Source organism: Paenibacillus sp. FSL M8-0142, assembly GCF_038597315.1.
Classification (GTDB): domain Bacteria; phylum Bacillota; class Bacilli; order Paenibacillales; family Paenibacillaceae; genus Paenibacillus_AQ; species Paenibacillus_AQ lactis.
In genome coordinates this window covers 6,435,562-6,451,879 of record NZ_CP152008.1, presented here as the reverse complement: position 1 = coordinate 6,451,879, position 16,318 = coordinate 6,435,562, and the positions used below count along the sequence as shown (strand labels likewise).

Here is a 16,318-nt window from a genome sequence, read left to right as displayed (position 1 = left end):
GGGATAATGCTTCGGAAAGAAAGGGATGGATATGGCAAACATATTGGTCGTCGATGATGATCCGAATATTCGGGAGCTGGTGAAGGTGTTTCTGGAGGAGGCCGGCATGGACGTCCTGGAAGCTCCGGATGGACTGGCGGCGCTGAGCGTGATGGAACAGAGCCCCGTTGATCTGGTCGTGATGGATATAATGATGCCGAATATGGACGGCTGGGAGCTGTGCCGGGAGATTCGCCGGCATGACGGCGTTCCGGTGCTGATGCTGACTGCCAAAGGGGAAACCAGGCAGATTGTGAAGGGCTTCGAGCTCGGTACCGATGATTATCTGGTGAAGCCCTTTGAGCCGGCCGAGCTGGTGGTTCGGGTGAAGGCGCTGCTGAAGCGGTATCAGGTGGCCGCCTCGCAGACGGTCACCGCCGTGAACCGCCGCACCTATGAAGCGAAGACGGATGAGGAGACATTCACGCTGCCGCTGAAGGAATTCGAGCTGCTATTCAAGCTGGCCAGTTATCCGGGCAGCACGCTGCCCCGGGACCGGCTGATCGAGGATATTTGGGGCTATGATTTTGAGGGGAATGAACGGACGCTCGACGTCCATGTGAACCGGCTGCGGGAGCGGTTCCCTGAGGCGAAATACCGGTTTCGCATACGCACCGTGCGCGGGCTCGGCTACCGGCTGGAGGGGTGTGAGGACTAGTGCGCAAAACCGGCAAATGGGCATGGAGAATCCTGAGGGAGATCCTGCAGATCATTGTCCTCTTCGCCGTGCTGGCCGTCTCCTGGACGGCCGCGACTTATCTGACCAAGGTCGTGTACACGAAGACGGGTGCGCCGTCATCGGCTTATTTCGCGCAGATCATCGACTTGTTTCTTGGCGTCGTGATATTCTTCTTATGCATTATGCTGATCGGACTGATGTTCAAACACAAGCAGATGGCCGTTTTGAATGCGATGATTGATGCGATGCGCCGCATCTCTCAAGGTGATTTCAACGTCAAGATGGAGGAGCATAAGCTGCCCGGTGAATTTAAAATGATTGCGACCGGCATTAACGACATGGCCGAAGGGCTTGGGCGGATGGAGACGATGCGCCAGGATTTCATCTCGAACGTATCGCATGAAATCCAGTCGCCGCTGACGTCCATTCGCGGCTTTGCAAGGGCGCTTCGCAATCCCCGGCTGACGGAGGAGCGAAGGAATCATTACCTGGAGATCATTGAGGGAGAGAGCAGACGCTTGTCCCAGCTTAGCGATAATCTGCTGAAGCTGTCCTCGCTCGAAGGGGACCGGACCGCGTTCGATATGCAGCCCTACCGGTTAGATGGGCAGCTTCGCGCCGTGGTGCTTGCAAGTGAGCCGCAATGGCTGGCGAAGCGGATACAAGTGGATCTCGAGCTGGCGCAGGTGGAAGTCCGGGCGTCGGAGGATTTAATGAGTCAAGTGTGGATGAATCTGCTGCACAACAGCATCAAATTCACCCCGGAGGGCGGCGTGATTACGATTGAGCTGAAGGCAGACCGGGAAGAGGCCGTTGCTACGATTGCCGATACGGGAATCGGGATGTCGGAAGCGGATCAGCTGCGCATCTTCGAACGCTTCTACAAGGCGGATAAATCGCGAAATCGTGAGGCCGGGGGGAGCGGACTCGGGCTGTCGATCGTGAAGCGGATCGTCGACATCCATCAAGGGACTGTGACCGTGCTGTCCAGGCCCGGAGAAGGCTCCGTCTTTACCGTGAGGGTGCCGCTTGCGCCTCCTCCCGAATGAGGGGCGGACGCAACAAGGCTCACCTGCCATCGCGAGATGTCCGGTGAGCCTTGTCTTTGTTTGTTGCGTTGGTAAGTGGGAACCTTACGCCAAGACGCTGCGGCTGTCACTTGGGTTACAGCCGTTCAGCGTCATAGCACTTTCTCCAGGAAGCTGATCGTCCGCTCGTTCTTCGGATTGCCGAATACCTCTGCGGGCGGTCCTTCCTCCACGATATAGCCGCCGTCCATAAAGATGACCCGATCGGATACCTCGCGGGCAAAGCCCATTTCATGCGTGACGATCATCATCGTCATCCCTTCGCGCGCCAGATCCTTCATGACGCCGAGCACCTCGCCGACCATCTCCGGATCAAGCGCCGACGTTGGCTCATCGAACAGCATGATGTCAGGGTTCATGGCGAGCGCCCGTGCAATCGCGACCCGCTGCTTCTGTCCGCCCGAGAGCTGGCTAGGAAAGGCCTCCGCCTTATCGGACAGCCCTACCCGTTCCAGCAGCCGCAGGGCCGTGGCCCGCGCTTCCTCCTTCGTTTGCTTGCCGAGCTCGACCGGGGCAAACATAATGTTCTTCAACACGTTGAAATGGGGGAACAGGTTGAAGTGCTGGAACACCATGCCGATATTTTCCCGTACCTTGTTGATGTCGGTTTTCGGATCGTTGATGTCCCGTTCGTCCACGATGACTCTGCCGGCCGTGATATCCTCCAGCCGGTTGATGCACCGGAGGAAGGTGCTCTTCCCCGAGCCCGACGGGCCGATCACGCAGACGACCTCACCTTCCTGTACCTGCATGTCGATGCCCTTCAGCACCTCGTTCGAGCCGTAGCTCTTCTTCAGTCCTTCTACACGGATTTTACCCAACTCGAACCCTCCTTTCCAGACGGTTCGCAATCTTCGTCAGAATGGTGATAACAATCAGATACATGATCGCTACGACCAGCCAGATATCAAATGATGCGAACGTTCTTGCAATGACGATTTTACCCGATTGGGTCAATTCGACCAAACCGATGACCGACAGAATGGACGTATCCTTCAGCGTAATGACGAGCTGGTTGATAAACGTTGGAATCATGATTTTGACGGCCTGCGGGATGATGATCTTCATCATCGCCTTGCGATACGGCAACCCGAGCGAGCGGGCTGCTTCCAGCTGGCCGGGATCGATGGACTGGATGCCGCCGCGGATAATTTCCGTCACGTAAGCCCCGGCATTGAGGCTCAAAGTCAGAATGGCTGCCACCAGCGGGGACATCGTGAATCCGAGAGCCTGCGGAATGCCGAAATAGATGAAGAAGGCAAGCACCAGCAGCGGAATGCCGCGGAAGATGTCGACAAAGACGGTTGCAATTCCCCGAAGCCATTTGTTGCGGCCCACCTTCATGAAGCCGAAGATCAGGCCGATGAAGAAGGCGAAGAACAGCGATACGAAGGTAAGCAGCAGCGTTTTGCCGAGACCTGTGAGCAGTGCCGGCATCGACTCGGCAATCAATCCGAGACGGCTCTGGTTAGCCGGTCCAGCGGCGTTCTCGCCAATGTATGTTTCGAGAATGCGGTTATACTCGCCGTTTGCCTTCAGATTAGCCAGCCCGGCGTTGAATTTCTCCATAAGCTCCTGGTTCTGCCCCTTCTGAACGGCAAAGCCGTAGGATGCCCCGGGTTCTTTGTCGGTAACGAGCTTCAGCCCGTTATTTTGCTTGACGCCGTAAGCCAGCACCGGATAATCGTCAAAGCAAGCGACGGAATTGCCGGTTTTGACATCTTCGTACATCTGGGCCGAGTCATCGAACGGCACGATGGTGAAGCCGTATTTCGATGCGATGGATTCGGCGAAGCTGTAGCCCTCCGTGCCGGTTTTGACCGCCACCTTCTTGCCTCGCAAATCCTCGTAGCTTTGAATACCCTCTTGGTCCTTACGGACGGCCATCACGACACCGGAATCGAAATAAGGGTCCGAGAAATCGAATTTCTGCTTCCGTTCCTCCGTGATGCTCATGCCGGCGATGACGCCGTCCACCTGGCCGGCTTCCAATGCCTGAACGGCTGCGTTGAAGCCGAGCGGCCTGATCTCGTATTTGAAGTTCTGATCTTTGGCGATCGCTTTCATTAAATCCATGTCGATGCCGACGAATTCGCCGCTCGGATCCTGGAATTCAAACGGAGCGAACGTGACGTCCGTACCGATCAGATAGGTTTTGCCCGATCCCGGCTGATCCGCCTGGCTTTGCGCCAACACCGGTACGCCCGTCGTTGCAGCGAGCAGCAGGACCAAGGCAAGTACTACACCCCGTATTAATCTCATAATGACCTCCTCATGTTAAAAACAACATATTAAGTTAGTTACCCACTTACCATCTTACATTAACATCCTGCTGCCTATTTCGTCCTCTATTTCTATTTTATTTGTCATAGCGGCCTGCAACCACTGGCATTTCCTGGATGCCAAAATAGAGGGGGCGGATGAACGAAAAAAAGTTGTGAAACCGCTTAAACGGGATGCAACATTTACCAATCGGTTTGCGTTAGAGAGGTAAGGCAAGCATCAGAAGCGGGCCAATATTAAAGGAGGTTGACCACACATGAAAAGATGGGTCAAACAGGTAGGTTCCATTATGATTGCAGGCGCTCTGCTGACAGGCGGCACGGCTTGGGCCGGATTCGGCGGCGCCACGGAAGCCTATGCGGCCGAGGCGGTGCAGCAAAATGTCGTGACGGTGCTCGGCAAGGGCGAGATATCCGTGAAGCCGGATATCGTATATTTGTCCATTGGGGCAGAGTCGTATGCGGAGACGGCTAAATCGGCGCAGAAGGCCAACGCGCAAAAAATGGATAAGGTTATCAAGGTGCTGAAAGAGACCTGGAAGATCGACGACAAAGATATTAAAACCGAACAGTTCTATGTGCAGCCAAATTACTCTTATACGGAAAAAGAAGGCCGCAAGGTGCAAAACTACTCGGCTTATCATTCCCTTGAAGTAACGCTGCGCGATCTGAACAAGGTGGGCGAAGTGCTGGATGCAGCGGCTGAAGCCGGGGCCAATTCGATCGGCAATGCCCGCTTCTCCGTGGAGAATCCTGATACATTCGAGGCTCAAGTGATCGATAAGGCAATGGCGAATGCCGATCTCAAGGCCCAGGCGATCGCCAAGGCTTCCAAACGTCAGCTTGGGGTTGTCGTTAACGTAACCGAAGGCTCCGTGAACAACAACGTTGTGTACGGCATGTATGACAAGATGTCGATGGAAACGGCTTCGATGGCCGACGGCGGCGCTGCGACATCCGTGAAGCCGGGCGAGATCAAAATCACGACCCAGCTGTACGTGCAGTATGAGCTGAAATAATCTCCTTTATGAGGAACCGGCAAGAGAAGAGACCGTTCACCGCTTAGCAATGCGGGGGGCGGTTTTTTGTATTTGGCAACCCTAAGCCTTGGACGGTTCGATCCACCACGGGATCCAGAATCCGGCGAAATATCCGGGGCTTCCCCTGTCGAATTACTAAGAAAAGTGTTGTGTACAAAGGGAAAACAAGGTATAGTGAATATGCGAAAAACGTAAAGCCGCCAGTACGCGGCGTGAACATCGAACGAAATATGAAGCAAACGGTAAAGCCATACCCATGGATATGGCTTTTTTTTCTTAAAGAGACTTTAAAGCATCGTCCCTCAAGAAACGGATCCCCCTTCAGGCACAGGCTGGAACACGGGCGGAATTACCGTTTCTTCTTAATGGAAATGGAATTGTAGGTTCGGTCAAATCAAGAGGCCCTGTGCCGATAGGCCGCATTTTGAACAAGGAGTTGGTGCATGTGATTGAACTTGTCCAGATCGAGAAGCATTTCCAAGGACAAGCGGTCGTGCATCCGCTGTCGCTCTCTATTAAAGAAGGGGAATTCCTGACTTTGCTGGGCCCCAGCGGCTGCGGCAAAACGACGATTCTCCGGATGATAGCAGGATTTGAACAGCCGACAGGGGGCCAGGTATGGCTGGCGGGTCAGAACGTGACAGAGGTGCCCGCGAATAAGCGGGATCTCAATCTCGTATTCCAGCATTACGCCCTGTTCCCGCATATGACGGTGGAGGATAATATCGCCTTCGGGTTGAAAATGAAAAAGCTGCCGCGCCAGCTCATCAAGGAACGCGTGGAGGAGGCGGCTGCGATGACGCAGCTCACCGCTCTGCGGGAACGGTTCCCGCACCAGCTCTCCGGCGGACAGCAGCAGCGCGTGGCGATCGCCCGCGCGATTGCGAACAAGCCTAAAGTGCTGCTGCTCGATGAGCCGCTCGGCGCGCTGGATCTGCAGCTGCGCAAAAGCCTGCAGTCGGAGCTGAAGCATCTGCAGCGGACGCTCGGCATTACCTTCGTCTATGTAACGCATGACCAGGAAGAAGCGATGATGCTCTCGGATCGGATCGTCATCATGAACCAAGGGAAGGTCGAGCAGATCGGGACGCCGCGCGACGTGTATGCGAAGCCGCAAACGCTCTTCGCTGCCACATTCATTGGGGAGAACAATGTTTTCTCTTCGCCGGAGGGCCTGTTCTCTGTCCGTCCCGAGAAGCTGGTTCCGCAGCGCGGCGTGGCCGGCAGGAAGACAGGCGTCATCGAAGACGTCCAGTTCCTTGGCAGCGTGCATAAGCTGCTTGTCCAGCTGGACGACGAGCCGATGAAGGTGACGATCGCGCTCGATATTACGGAGGAGCATCCTTGGAAGATCGGCGAGAGGGTCGGGGTGAATTGGAACGACAAGGATGAGGTGATGATCGGGCCATGAGGAAATCGAAATTCCTGCTGACCCCGGTGCTGCTGTGGATGTCCCTGTTCCTGATCATCCCGATGCTGATTGTGATCGGCATTTCATTCCTGTCGCGGGATGCCCAAGGCAATTTGGTGTTCGAGCTCAGCATGGAAGGCTACAAGACCTTTTTCGATCCGTTATATCTTGGGATCTATTGGGATACCTTGGTGCTGTCGCTGCTAACAACCATCATCTGTCTGCTGGTCAGTTATCCGCTTGCCTATTATATTGCGGGCGCATCCCCGCGAATCCAGACTTGGGGTCTGATTCTCATTACGATTCCGTTCTGGATTAATTTCTTGATTCGAACCTACGCCTGGGTGCTGCTGCTTCGGACACAGGGCGTTGTCAACAGCCTGCTGATGTGGCTCGGCTGGATCGATGAGCCGATTCAGATGCTGTACACCTACGGCGCCGTGCTGCTCGGCATGGTGTATAACTTCATTCCGTTCATGGTGCTGCCGATCTATGTAGCGCTGGAGCAGATGGACAAGCGCCTCCTGGATGCAGCCAGCGATCTCGGCGCGTCCAAATGGAAGGCATTTCGGCATATTACGCTGCCGCAGAGCAAATCCGGCATCATGACCGGATCGGTGCTGGTCTATGTATCGACCTCGGGGATGTTCGTCGTCACGGACATCCTGGGCGGAGCCAAGTCCTCCATGATCAGCAACATCATCCAGTCGCAGTTCCTTGGAGCCCGCAACTGGCCGTTCGGCGCCGCGTTGTCGGTCATTTTCGTGGCCACGTCCCTGGTGCTCATTCTGCTGTTTAACCGGGCGATGCAGGCCCGCCATCAACGTGTAGGGGAGGGGAGATAAGTGAAGAAGAAGCGCCAGCCTTTGCTTTCGATTCACGCCTTCCTGATGATGGCGTTTATCTATGTGCCGATCCTGATTATCATCATTTATTCCTTCAACGATACGCGGTTGAGCGGGAACTGGGAAGGCTTCACCTTCGACTGGTATATCTCGCTCTTCGACAACCGAAACGTGATGGAAGCCTTGATGAACAGTCTGACCGTGGCGGTGGTGTCCACGATCATCTCGACAATGCTGGGAACGGCGGCGGCCCTCGGGCTCCGAAATTTGGGACGCAGAGGCCGCAGCGGCATGAACGGTCTCCTGTACTTACCGGTTATCATTCCGGATATTATCATGGGCCTGTCGCTGCTCGTGCTGTTCAGTCAATTAAATATTCCGCTCGGCAAGATGACGGTGATGATCGCCCACATCACCTTCAGCATATCCTATGTCTATGTAGTGGTGAGCGCCCGGTTGTCGGGAATGGGCAAGCAATTGGACGAGGCGGCCCAGGATCTGGGCGCTACGCCTTGGCAGGCCTTCCGGCATGTGACGCTGCCGCAGATCGCACCGGGTATTATCTCCGGGGCCTTGATCGCGTTTACGCTGTCGCTTGACGATTTCATGGTCAGCTTCTTCGTCGCCGGACCAAGCTCGACTACGCTGCCAATCTACATCTATGCCCAGGTGAAGCGCGGAATTTCGCCTGAGATTAATGCGTTATGTACGATACTGATTCTGGTGAGCATCACGCTCATCCTGCTGGCTCAATATATTCTTAACCGCGGCAGCGGGGATAAGAAACACAAAACGCTGCCGATTTAAAGCAAATGTTCCATTTCTTTTTGGGAAGGATCCGATATATCCATCATGGATACGAAAGAGAGGAGATAGGGAATTGAAAAGATCAAGATGGACCCGCCTGCTTGCTGCAGGGCTGGTCGCCGTATTGTCCGCAAGCCTTCTGGTTGCGTGCGGATCAAGCAAGGAGACACTTCACATTTACAGCTGGGCTGACAACTTCGATCCTGAGGTACTGGAGGATTTCGAGAAGAAGTTTAACGTAAAGGTCACGTATGACAACTACGCGAACAATGAAGATCTGCTGGCGAAGATTAAGGCCGGCGGCAGCGGCTACGACCTGATTCAGCCGTCCGATTACATGGTCAAGACCATGATTGAAGGAGACCTGCTGGAGCCGCTCGACATGAACAATATCCCGAACTTCGTCAATATTTCGGAGACGTTTAAGAACCCTTCTTTTGACCCGGGGAACAAGTACTCCATCGTCTACACGTCCGGTGTGACGGGGATTGCTTACAACAAGAAGTACGTGAAGGATGAGATCAACAGCTGGGAAGATTTGTGGAATCCGGAATACAAGGGCAAAGTGCTGCTTCTGGACGACAACCGTGAAATGATCGGCATGGCGCTGAAGAAGCAAGGGAAATCCAACAGCACGACGGATGAAGCCGAGATTAACGCTGCGGCCCTGGACCTTAAGACGCTGCTGCCGAACGTCCTTGCCTTCGACACGGATAACATCAAGCAGAAGATGATTCAAGAGGAAGGCTGGATTGCAACGGTATGGTCCGGTGACGCTGCATTCATCGCGGAAGAAAATCCGGATGTGGCGTATGTGGTGCCGGAGGAGGGCGCAACGATCTTCTCGGATAACTATGCAATTCCGAAGGGCGCGAAGAACAAGGAGCTGGCGGAGAAATTTATCAATTTCATGCTGGAGCCTGAAGTCAGCGCGAAGAACTACGAATATATCGGATACAGCAATCCGAATACGAAAGCGATGGAATTCCACAGCGAGGACTATCGCAGCAACACCATGATCAACTTGACCGACGAGGAGCTGGGCCGCACGGAATGGCTCGATAACGTCGGAGAAGCTCTCCAGATCTATGATCGCTTGTGGACCGAGCTGAAGAGCGGACGATAGAGAATTGGTGCTTTAGCACCTTTTTTATAAGCCTTGCCCATAGGGGCAGGGCTTTTTTTATTGGAATGGGGATCATGACGGAGGAGCAGCGGTCTATGAGATATGCCAAAGATTTTGAATGTTATAGAACCAGCTGAAGTGGTAAGACACTATAAAGAGATACGGTTCGCAGATCGATCAGGTGAAGGAAGCAGCCCGTTCATAAGTTTTGGTCAAATATGGGGAAATAAGACTATAAGACTATATTCTTCATGTAGTTCCTATAGCATGGAATCAAAATTGTCATTCACTTGTTACCAAACGGTGGTCCGGATTTTTTATAATGAATGAGGGTAATAAACAACTATGGCAACTTAAATTGGAAAAGGTGGAACTAATATGAATTCCAAATTTCGCGTATGCGCAACAATTATTGCAACTGGCGTCCTGCTCGGAAGTCTTGGCTTGAACGGACAGGTCATCGATGCAAGCCCCTCGAAGCCCTCTGTTTCCGCCAGCCACAACGTAGCGAAGAAGAATGAAGTGACATTGAAATGGAACGGCAAGACCCTATCCCAGAAGGGAGTCCTTCTGCACGGAGTTACTTATATCCCTGCAACCGTACTCCGGGATGCGGCGGGAATGCCCCTGAAATATGATTCGAAAAACCGTACGTATACCCTGAACGCCGGCTATCATCAACTAAGTGCCGTTGTGTATGATTCGAAGGAAATCGGCTTGTTGGTCAACGGCCTCTATGCCGGAGAGCCTGGGGGTCAAATCCTCAACGGACGGCTCTATCTGCCGTTCAAGACGGTCAGCGAATACTTAGGGATCCAGGGACAATGGAGTCCGTCCTCGAAGACGCTCAGCTTGACGAAGAAGCAGAGCGATCTAACGATCAAATCGGAAACGTTGAAGAAGACGATCCAGGGCGTGGAAGCTGCTGTGAGTTATCCGGTTGTCAGCGGCTTAAGCAATGGCGAGGCCCAAACTCAAATCAACAGCGTATTGAAAAAGCATGCGGAAAGCGTGATCGCCCGCGCAGAGGAAAGCATCAAGGAGCTTCCTCCGGGTGAAGACAGCTTCCCTTATGCCTTCGAAGGCAATTTTGTGGTCCACTACAACAAGGACGGCTTGCTGAGTGTTACGGCGCATGATTATTCCTATCTCGGCGGCGCGCACGGCATGACCTTCAAGAACAGCTTCACGTTCTCCCTGAAGGATGGAAAGCTGCTGAAGCTTGGCGATTTCATCGACCTGAAGGGCAAGAAGAAGAAGCTCGACAACCGCGTCTTGAGCGAGTTGAAGAAGGGCGGGGGCTACCTTGGCGGATTTGAAGGAGTTCCGGAAGATGCGGAATTCTATCTGAAGGATAACGCCGTGGTCCTGTACTTCCAGCTGTATGAATACACGGCTTATGCCTACGGCTTCCCTGAATTTGAATTGAAGCTGAAGGAATGGAAATAAGGATGGGAACCGCAGGTTCTGAACCATGGGATAACTGAATCCTAGGGGGCGCGAGGCCTGTGACCGTTTGATACACTGTGCTGTAAAGATGCAACAATGTGCCGGAATGCAATCAGAAATCCCTTGGATGGCAGCCTGAGGTTAACTTCAGGCCTAGCGGCCAAGGGATTTTTTCATGCGTAGGGCATGGCGGCGGGTTCTACATCACAGTTGGGTATAGCTAATGAGACGGATCTGGGCATTTACAAGCTCATGAACCAATTAGGAATCCATCCTGAAGAGATCCGATAGAATCTCATGTTGTTTGTTCGGGAGCCCTTCGTCTGAAGCGGAAATGTCCAATTCCGTAACCAACAAGACCGGCTCCCCAAGCAACGACCGCATGGACAAGCGGATAAACAGTCTCCTCCGAGTGACCGGTGTAGTGGACGAGCCCGTAAAGGGGAACGGCGTACAGAAGGACGAATGGAACGAGAATGACGTAGAGCTTCAGCAAGTAGCCGACGACCATGAAGAACACGCCGACGAGCCAATAAGCCGAGAACCAGCGGGGGTAGAATGTCTGATTGGTATACCCCATCACAAAACCGGAGAACAGAAGCAGAAGGACAAGAACAATGGAGGCAACTCCATGTATCGCATGCGGATCGGCGCCGGTAACGGCTCGCTCCAGGTTCATGATCAGAAACGGAAGATGGATGAGCACGAGCATGAAAACAAAGGATATTTTTGAACCGATCATAAGGACCTCCCTGTATATAGGAATCAACAATACAATGATACCAGAAATAACCATGGAGGGCTGGGTTGGTCAATATGTTCTATGCTGACATAAAAAAGGCATGCACCTTTACGTGTGCATGCCTTTTGCATGTATTGCTTCTTATAGTCCTTGCGAAGGCGTCTTCTCCAACACTTGGTCGACGAGACCGTATTCTTTGGCTTCTTCAGCCGTCATGAAGTAGTCGCGGTCGGTATCCTTCTCGATCCGCTCCAGCGGTTGGCCGGTGCGCTCGGCAAGAATACGGTTCAGCTTGTCGCGCATCTTCAGAATGCGGCGTGCCCGGATTTCGATATCCGTTGCTTGACCTTGTGCGCCGCCAAGCGGCTGGTGGATCATGATTTCGCTGTTCGGCAGCGCGTAGCGCTTGCCCTTAGCGCCTGCATTCAGCAGGAATGCACCCATGGAGGCGGCCATACCGACACAGATGGTCGAGACGTCCGGCTTGATGAATTGCATCGTATCGAATATTGCCATCCCCGCGGTGATCGAACCGCCAGGGCTATTGATGTAAAGGTGAATATCCTTCTCCGGATCCTCTGCCGACAAGAACAGCATTTGGGCAATGATGGAATTGGCGACCACGTCATTGACGTCGGAGCCGAGGAAGATTATGCGGTCTTTCAGCAATCTGGAATAGATGTCGTATGCCCGCTCGCCGCGGTTGCTTTGTTCAACGACCATAGGTATAAAACTCACGTGAAAAACCTCCTCATTAAGTGCATCACTAATAAATACTGTTACCGTATTACCCACATGATAAACAATTTTAATCAAAAAGTCAAAGATAGTCAAACTATTGGGTAAAAAAAAGAGCCGTCATGGGCACTTTCGGGTAATTCATATATGAGAAAATTTAAAGATGGCGCGCCCGCGAGGAATCGAACCTCGATCTCAGGCTCCGGAGGCCTACGTCATATCCATTGGACCACGGGCGCATATAAAAAATCAGCAACGAAGATGATTATACCCTATCTAATAGAAAAACACAAGAGCGGATAAAACATTGTTTTGATATATAGAGAGGTTTCGATTTGGCCATAATGTATAAGAATGATGGTTGCAGAGAAATATACGTTCGGACACTTGCAACCTGCATCATTATTGGTTAGAATAGGGGTGGGACTTAAAAGGTTATCCCGGGACATTTTACGTCCAACCGATAGAAGAGCCGAGACGAAAGTTTGCAGGAGTGGAATGCATGCGTAACCTATTAGAAATACAAGAGCAGCTTCTGCCCGATTTGATGGACACCTTTAAACGAAGGTACACGATCCTCCATCAGATCAAGCTGTCCGGGCTGGTCGGCCGACGAACGCTGGCGTCATCCTTATCGATGACGGAACGGGTTCTGCGGGCTGAAACCGATCTTCTGAAAGCGCAGGGACTGATCGAGATTGAGACGCTCGGTATGCGGATCAGCCATGCAGGACTGTGTCTCCTCGAAGAACTGGAGCCGCTCATGAAGGATTTGTTCGGGCTGGTCGAGCTTGAGGAGAAGATCAAGAAGGCCTACGGACTCCGCAAGGTTGTCGTCATTCCCGGTGACAGTGAATCCTCTCCGGAAGTGAAGCGCGAGCTCGGACGTGCCGGAGCAAGAACACTGCTAAGCTTCGTCGAGAACGGCGATACGATCGCCGTCACGGGTGGATCCACGCTCGCCGAAGTCGCGGAGCAGATGTCACCGCTTGCGGCAGGGCCTCTGAAAGGCACATGGTTTGTGCCCGCACGCGGCGGTCTCGGAGAGAGCATGGAAATTCAGGCCAACACAATTGCTTCCAAGATGGCGAAGCGCGTGGGTGCCGAATATCGTCTGCTGCACGTGCCTGATCTCCTTAGCGAGGATGCCTATCAATCCCTAGTGCAGGATCAGCACATCCAGGAGATTGTGGATGTCATCCGACGTTCCCGGATCATTATCCACGGGATCGGCGACGCGATGGAAATGGCCAGAAGACGCAAGCTGGACGAGGACTCGATCCGTAGCCTCCAGCAGGATGGGGCGATTGCCGAATCCTTCGGATACTACTTCAGCGAGGAAGGCGCGGTTGTCCACAAGATGCTGACTCTCGGGCTCCGGCTGGAAGACATCATGCAGACGGAGACGATCATTGGCATTGCCGGCGGCCGAAGCAAAGGCAAAGCGATTCATGCCGTGCTGAAATTCGGGCACGAGGATATCCTCGTTACGGATGAGGCGGCTGCGCTGGAGGTAGAGAAGGAGATCGATGCAGCGGCATCGTAACCTTACGGTCCGGCAAGCATACAGGTGCAAGGCCTCGTTATTCTTTATCCCGTTGTCTTGATCGGCTTAACGGCCGGTCTTGAATATATTAATTTTACAAATATGGAGGGAACTACTCATGGTTAAAGTAGGTATTAACGGTTTTGGACGTATTGGACGCAACGTGTTCCGTGCTGCGCTGAACAACAGCGAAGTAGAAATCGTTGCAATCAACGATTTGACGGACGTAAGCACGCTGGCTCACCTTTTGAAATATGACACGACTCACGGAAGACTGAATGCAACCGTTGAAGCTAAAGAAGGCGCACTGGTTGTAAACGGCCGTGAGATCAAAGTATTTGCTGAGCGCAACCCTGAAGCATTGCCTTGGGCTGAGTACGGCGTAGAAATCGTTGTTGAGTCCACGGGTATCTTCACAGCGAAAGAGAAAGCTTCCGCTCACCTGAAAGGCGGCGCTAAGAAAGTTATTATCTCCGCTCCAGCTACGGACGAGGATATCACTATCGTTATGGGCGTTAACGAAGAGAAATACGATGCTGCTAACCACACCATCATCTCCAACGCTTCTTGTACAACCAACTGCTTGGCTCCATTCGCTAAAGTTCTCGACGAGAAGTTCGGCATCGTGAAAGGTATGATGACTACCGTTCACTCCTACACGAACGACCAGCAAGTGCTTGACCTTCCGCACAAAGACCTGCGTCGTGCTCGTGCAGCTGCTGAGAACATCATTCCTTCCACAACAGGTGCTGCTAAAGCGGTTAGCCTGGTTCTGCCGCAATTGAAAGGCAAGCTGAACGGTATGGCAATGCGCGTACCTACGAAGAACGTTTCCGTAACGGACCTCGTTGTTGAGCTGTCCAAGAACGTTACGCAAGAAGAAGTTAACGCAGCGCTGAAAGCAGCTGCTGAGGGTCCATTGAAAGGCATCCTGAACTACTCCGACGAGCCGCTCGTATCGAGCGACTACAATGGCGATCCTGCTTCTTCCACGATCGACGCGCTCTCCACAATGGTTGTTGGCGACAACATGGTTAAAGTTGTTTCCTGGTATGACAACGAGTGGGGCTATTCCAACCGTGTCGTTGACCTCGCTGCTTACATCGCAAGCAAAGGTCTGTAATTGATCCAGCCAACCAATCGAAGAGGAGTTCCGTTTACGGGCCTCCTCTTTGGTTCATGGTTTTAACCTGTTTTCATGCCAGAGTACTGGGAAGTAGCGAGAGAAGCCGGCTCTGGCGGGCGATTAGAGAGAGAAACGAGAGCAGCGGCATGCTGCCCGGCGAGGGAGAACATTTTGTTAGGAGGAACGTGGAGATGAACAAGAAAAGTGTACGTGACGTAGAAGTAAGCGGCAAACGGGTGTTTGTCCGCGTCGATTTCAATGTACCGCTCGAAGATGGTAAAATTACAGACGACACTCGGATTCGCGAAACTTTGCCGACGATTCAATATTTGGTGGAGCGGGGCGCCAAGGTCATCCTGGCGAGCCATTTGGGCCGTCCGAAAGGCGAGGTTGTCGAATCGCTGCGTCTGAATCCTGCGAGCGAGCGTCTGTCCGAGCTGCTGGGCAAGCCGGTAGCAAAAGCGGACGAAGCTGTAGGGGAAGCGGTAAAAGCGCAGGTCGAAAAGCTGCAAAACGGCGACGTGCTGGTGCTTGAAAATGTTCGTTTTTATCCAGGTGAAGAGAAGAATGATCCGGAGCTGGCGAAGCAGTTCGCAGAGCTTGCCGATCTGTTCGTGAACGACGCGTTTGGCGCAGCACACCGTGCGCATGCATCTACTGAAGGTATTGCTCATCATCTTCCAGCCGTATCCGGCCTCTTGATGGAGAAGGAGCTGTCCGTTCTCGGCAAAGCCCTCTCGAATCCGGATCGTCCGTTCACGGCGATTATCGGCGGCTCGAAGGTTAAGGACAAAATCGATGTCATCGACAACCTGCTGAACATTGCCGACAACGTGATCATCGGCGGTGGATTGACGTATACCTTCCTGAAGGCGCAAGGGCATGAAATCGGCCAATCTCTGCTGGATAAAGAGAAGCTGGATGCCGCGCTCGGATTCATCGAGAAAGCGAAGCAGCTCGGCAAGAATTTCTACCTGCCTGAAGATATCGTCGTTACCGACGAATTCAGCGCAAATGCCAACACCAAGATTGTCAATATCGATGGTATTCCGGCTGATTGGGAAGGCATTGACATCGGACCGAAGACTCGTGCCAAATATGCTGAAGTCATTAAAAACTCCAAGCTGGTTGTATGGAACGGACCTATGGGCGTATTCGAAATCGAACCATTCAGCCATGGTACCCGTGCAGTGGCACAGGCATGTGCAGAAACGGAAGCCTACACGGTGATCGGCGGCGGGGATTCCGCAGCAGCTGCTGAGAAATTCGGACTCGCTGACAAGATGGACCATATTTCCACCGGCGGCGGTGCGTCTCTTGAGTTCATGGAAGGCAAAGCACTTCCTGGTGTTGTGGCACTGAACGATAAATAAAGATATAGATCAATGATTTTGGATAGC

General features: G+C 53.0%; 15 protein-coding genes and 1 tRNA gene. 11 read left to right on the top strand and 5 right to left on the bottom strand.

Annotated features, from left to right (window positions below):
- The first annotated feature begins 31 nt into the window (after window positions 1-31).
- Window positions 32-697, top strand: a complete 666-nt coding sequence (locus tag NSQ46_RS29080) for a response regulator transcription factor (protein ID WP_342575732.1) — start codon at window positions 32-34, stop codon at window positions 695-697.
- On the top strand, window positions 697-1,767 hold the full coding sequence (locus NSQ46_RS29075) for a HAMP domain-containing sensor histidine kinase (RefSeq protein ID WP_251537837.1): 1,071 nt from the start codon (window positions 697-699) through the stop codon (window positions 1,765-1,767). Before NSQ46_RS29080 ends, NSQ46_RS29075 begins: the two co-directional genes overlap by 1 nt.
- A gap of 131 nt (window positions 1,768-1,898) precedes the next feature.
- On the opposite strand, the gene NSQ46_RS29070 is transcribed toward NSQ46_RS29075, so the two are convergent.
- Together NSQ46_RS29070 and NSQ46_RS29065 are read right to left on the bottom strand one after the other, a co-directional pair.
- Window positions 1,899-2,627: an amino acid ABC transporter ATP-binding protein gene (locus NSQ46_RS29070; RefSeq protein ID WP_251537839.1), complete on the bottom strand. Its 729-nt coding sequence runs from the start codon at window positions 2,625-2,627 to the stop codon at window positions 1,899-1,901.
- Window positions 2,620-4,068, bottom strand: coding sequence for an amino acid ABC transporter substrate-binding protein/permease (locus NSQ46_RS29065; RefSeq protein ID WP_251537840.1), 1,449 nt, complete (start codon window positions 4,066-4,068; stop codon window positions 2,620-2,622). The genes NSQ46_RS29070 and NSQ46_RS29065 overlap by 8 nt, the downstream gene beginning before the upstream one ends.
- A 277-nt stretch (window positions 4,069-4,345) precedes the next feature.
- Between NSQ46_RS29065 and NSQ46_RS29060 the strand changes: the two genes are divergently transcribed.
- The 6 genes from NSQ46_RS29060 (at window position 4,346) to NSQ46_RS29035 (ending at window position 10,766) form a co-directional block, all read left to right on the top strand.
- Window positions 4,346-5,107 carry an SIMPL domain-containing protein gene (locus NSQ46_RS29060; RefSeq protein WP_028406084.1) on the top strand — a complete coding sequence of 254 codons (762 nt, stop codon included), beginning with the start codon at window positions 4,346-4,348 and terminating at the stop codon, window positions 5,105-5,107.
- A 460-nt stretch (window positions 5,108-5,567) separates the two neighbouring features.
- The gene (locus tag NSQ46_RS29055) at window positions 5,568-6,539 is read left to right on the top strand and encodes an ABC transporter ATP-binding protein (protein WP_144870191.1); all 972 of its coding nucleotides are present in this window, start codon (window positions 5,568-5,570) and stop codon (window positions 6,537-6,539) included.
- On the top strand, window positions 6,536-7,384 hold the full coding sequence (locus tag NSQ46_RS29050) for an ABC transporter permease (RefSeq protein ID WP_007133008.1): 849 nt from the start codon (window positions 6,536-6,538) through the stop codon (window positions 7,382-7,384). Before NSQ46_RS29055 ends, NSQ46_RS29050 begins: the two co-directional genes overlap by 4 nt.
- Entirely contained in the window at window positions 7,385-8,191 is an 807-nt protein-coding gene (locus NSQ46_RS29045) for an ABC transporter permease (RefSeq protein WP_007133009.1), read from the top strand. It begins immediately after the preceding gene.
- A gap of 73 nt (window positions 8,192-8,264) precedes the next feature.
- On the top strand, window positions 8,265-9,317 hold the full coding sequence (locus tag NSQ46_RS29040) for a spermidine/putrescine ABC transporter substrate-binding protein (protein WP_144870176.1): 1,053 nt from the start codon (window positions 8,265-8,267) through the stop codon (window positions 9,315-9,317).
- Window positions 9,318-9,695: 378 nt separating this feature from the next.
- Entirely contained in the window at window positions 9,696-10,766 is a 1,071-nt protein-coding gene (locus NSQ46_RS29035; RefSeq protein ID WP_210094348.1) for a DUF4163 domain-containing protein, read from the top strand.
- Between the two features lie 295 nt (window positions 10,767-11,061).
- On the opposite strand, the gene NSQ46_RS29030 is transcribed toward NSQ46_RS29035, so the two are convergent.
- The 3 genes from NSQ46_RS29030 to NSQ46_RS29020 all read right to left on the bottom strand — a co-directional run bounded on the left by NSQ46_RS29030 (window position 11,062) and on the right by NSQ46_RS29020 (window position 12,485).
- Window positions 11,062-11,508: a hypothetical protein gene (locus tag NSQ46_RS29030; protein WP_251537841.1), complete on the bottom strand. Its 447-nt coding sequence runs from the start codon at window positions 11,506-11,508 to the stop codon at window positions 11,062-11,064.
- Between the two features lie 141 nt (window positions 11,509-11,649).
- The gene (gene clpP / locus NSQ46_RS29025) at window positions 11,650-12,246 is read right to left on the bottom strand and encodes an ATP-dependent Clp endopeptidase proteolytic subunit ClpP (RefSeq protein ID WP_007133013.1); all 597 of its coding nucleotides are present in this window, start codon (window positions 12,244-12,246) and stop codon (window positions 11,650-11,652) included.
- 164 nt (window positions 12,247-12,410) lie between these two features.
- A tRNA-Arg gene (locus tag NSQ46_RS29020) sits at window positions 12,411-12,485 on the bottom strand.
- A gap of 263 nt (window positions 12,486-12,748) precedes the next feature.
- On the opposite strand from NSQ46_RS29020, the gene NSQ46_RS29015 reads away from it, so the two are divergent.
- From NSQ46_RS29015 to NSQ46_RS29005, 3 genes are all read left to right on the top strand, one after another.
- Entirely contained in the window at window positions 12,749-13,792 is a 1,044-nt protein-coding gene (locus NSQ46_RS29015) for a sugar-binding domain-containing protein (protein ID WP_210094346.1), read from the top strand.
- A gap of 118 nt (window positions 13,793-13,910) precedes the next feature.
- Window positions 13,911-14,915: a type I glyceraldehyde-3-phosphate dehydrogenase gene (gap, locus tag NSQ46_RS29010; RefSeq protein ID WP_007133015.1), complete on the top strand. Its 1,005-nt coding sequence runs from the start codon at window positions 13,911-13,913 to the stop codon at window positions 14,913-14,915.
- 194 nt (window positions 14,916-15,109) lie between these two features.
- Complete coding sequence (locus NSQ46_RS29005; RefSeq protein ID WP_007133016.1) at window positions 15,110-16,291, top strand: phosphoglycerate kinase; 1,182 nt, start codon at window positions 15,110-15,112, stop codon at window positions 16,289-16,291.
- Window positions 16,292-16,318 lie beyond the last annotated feature (27 nt).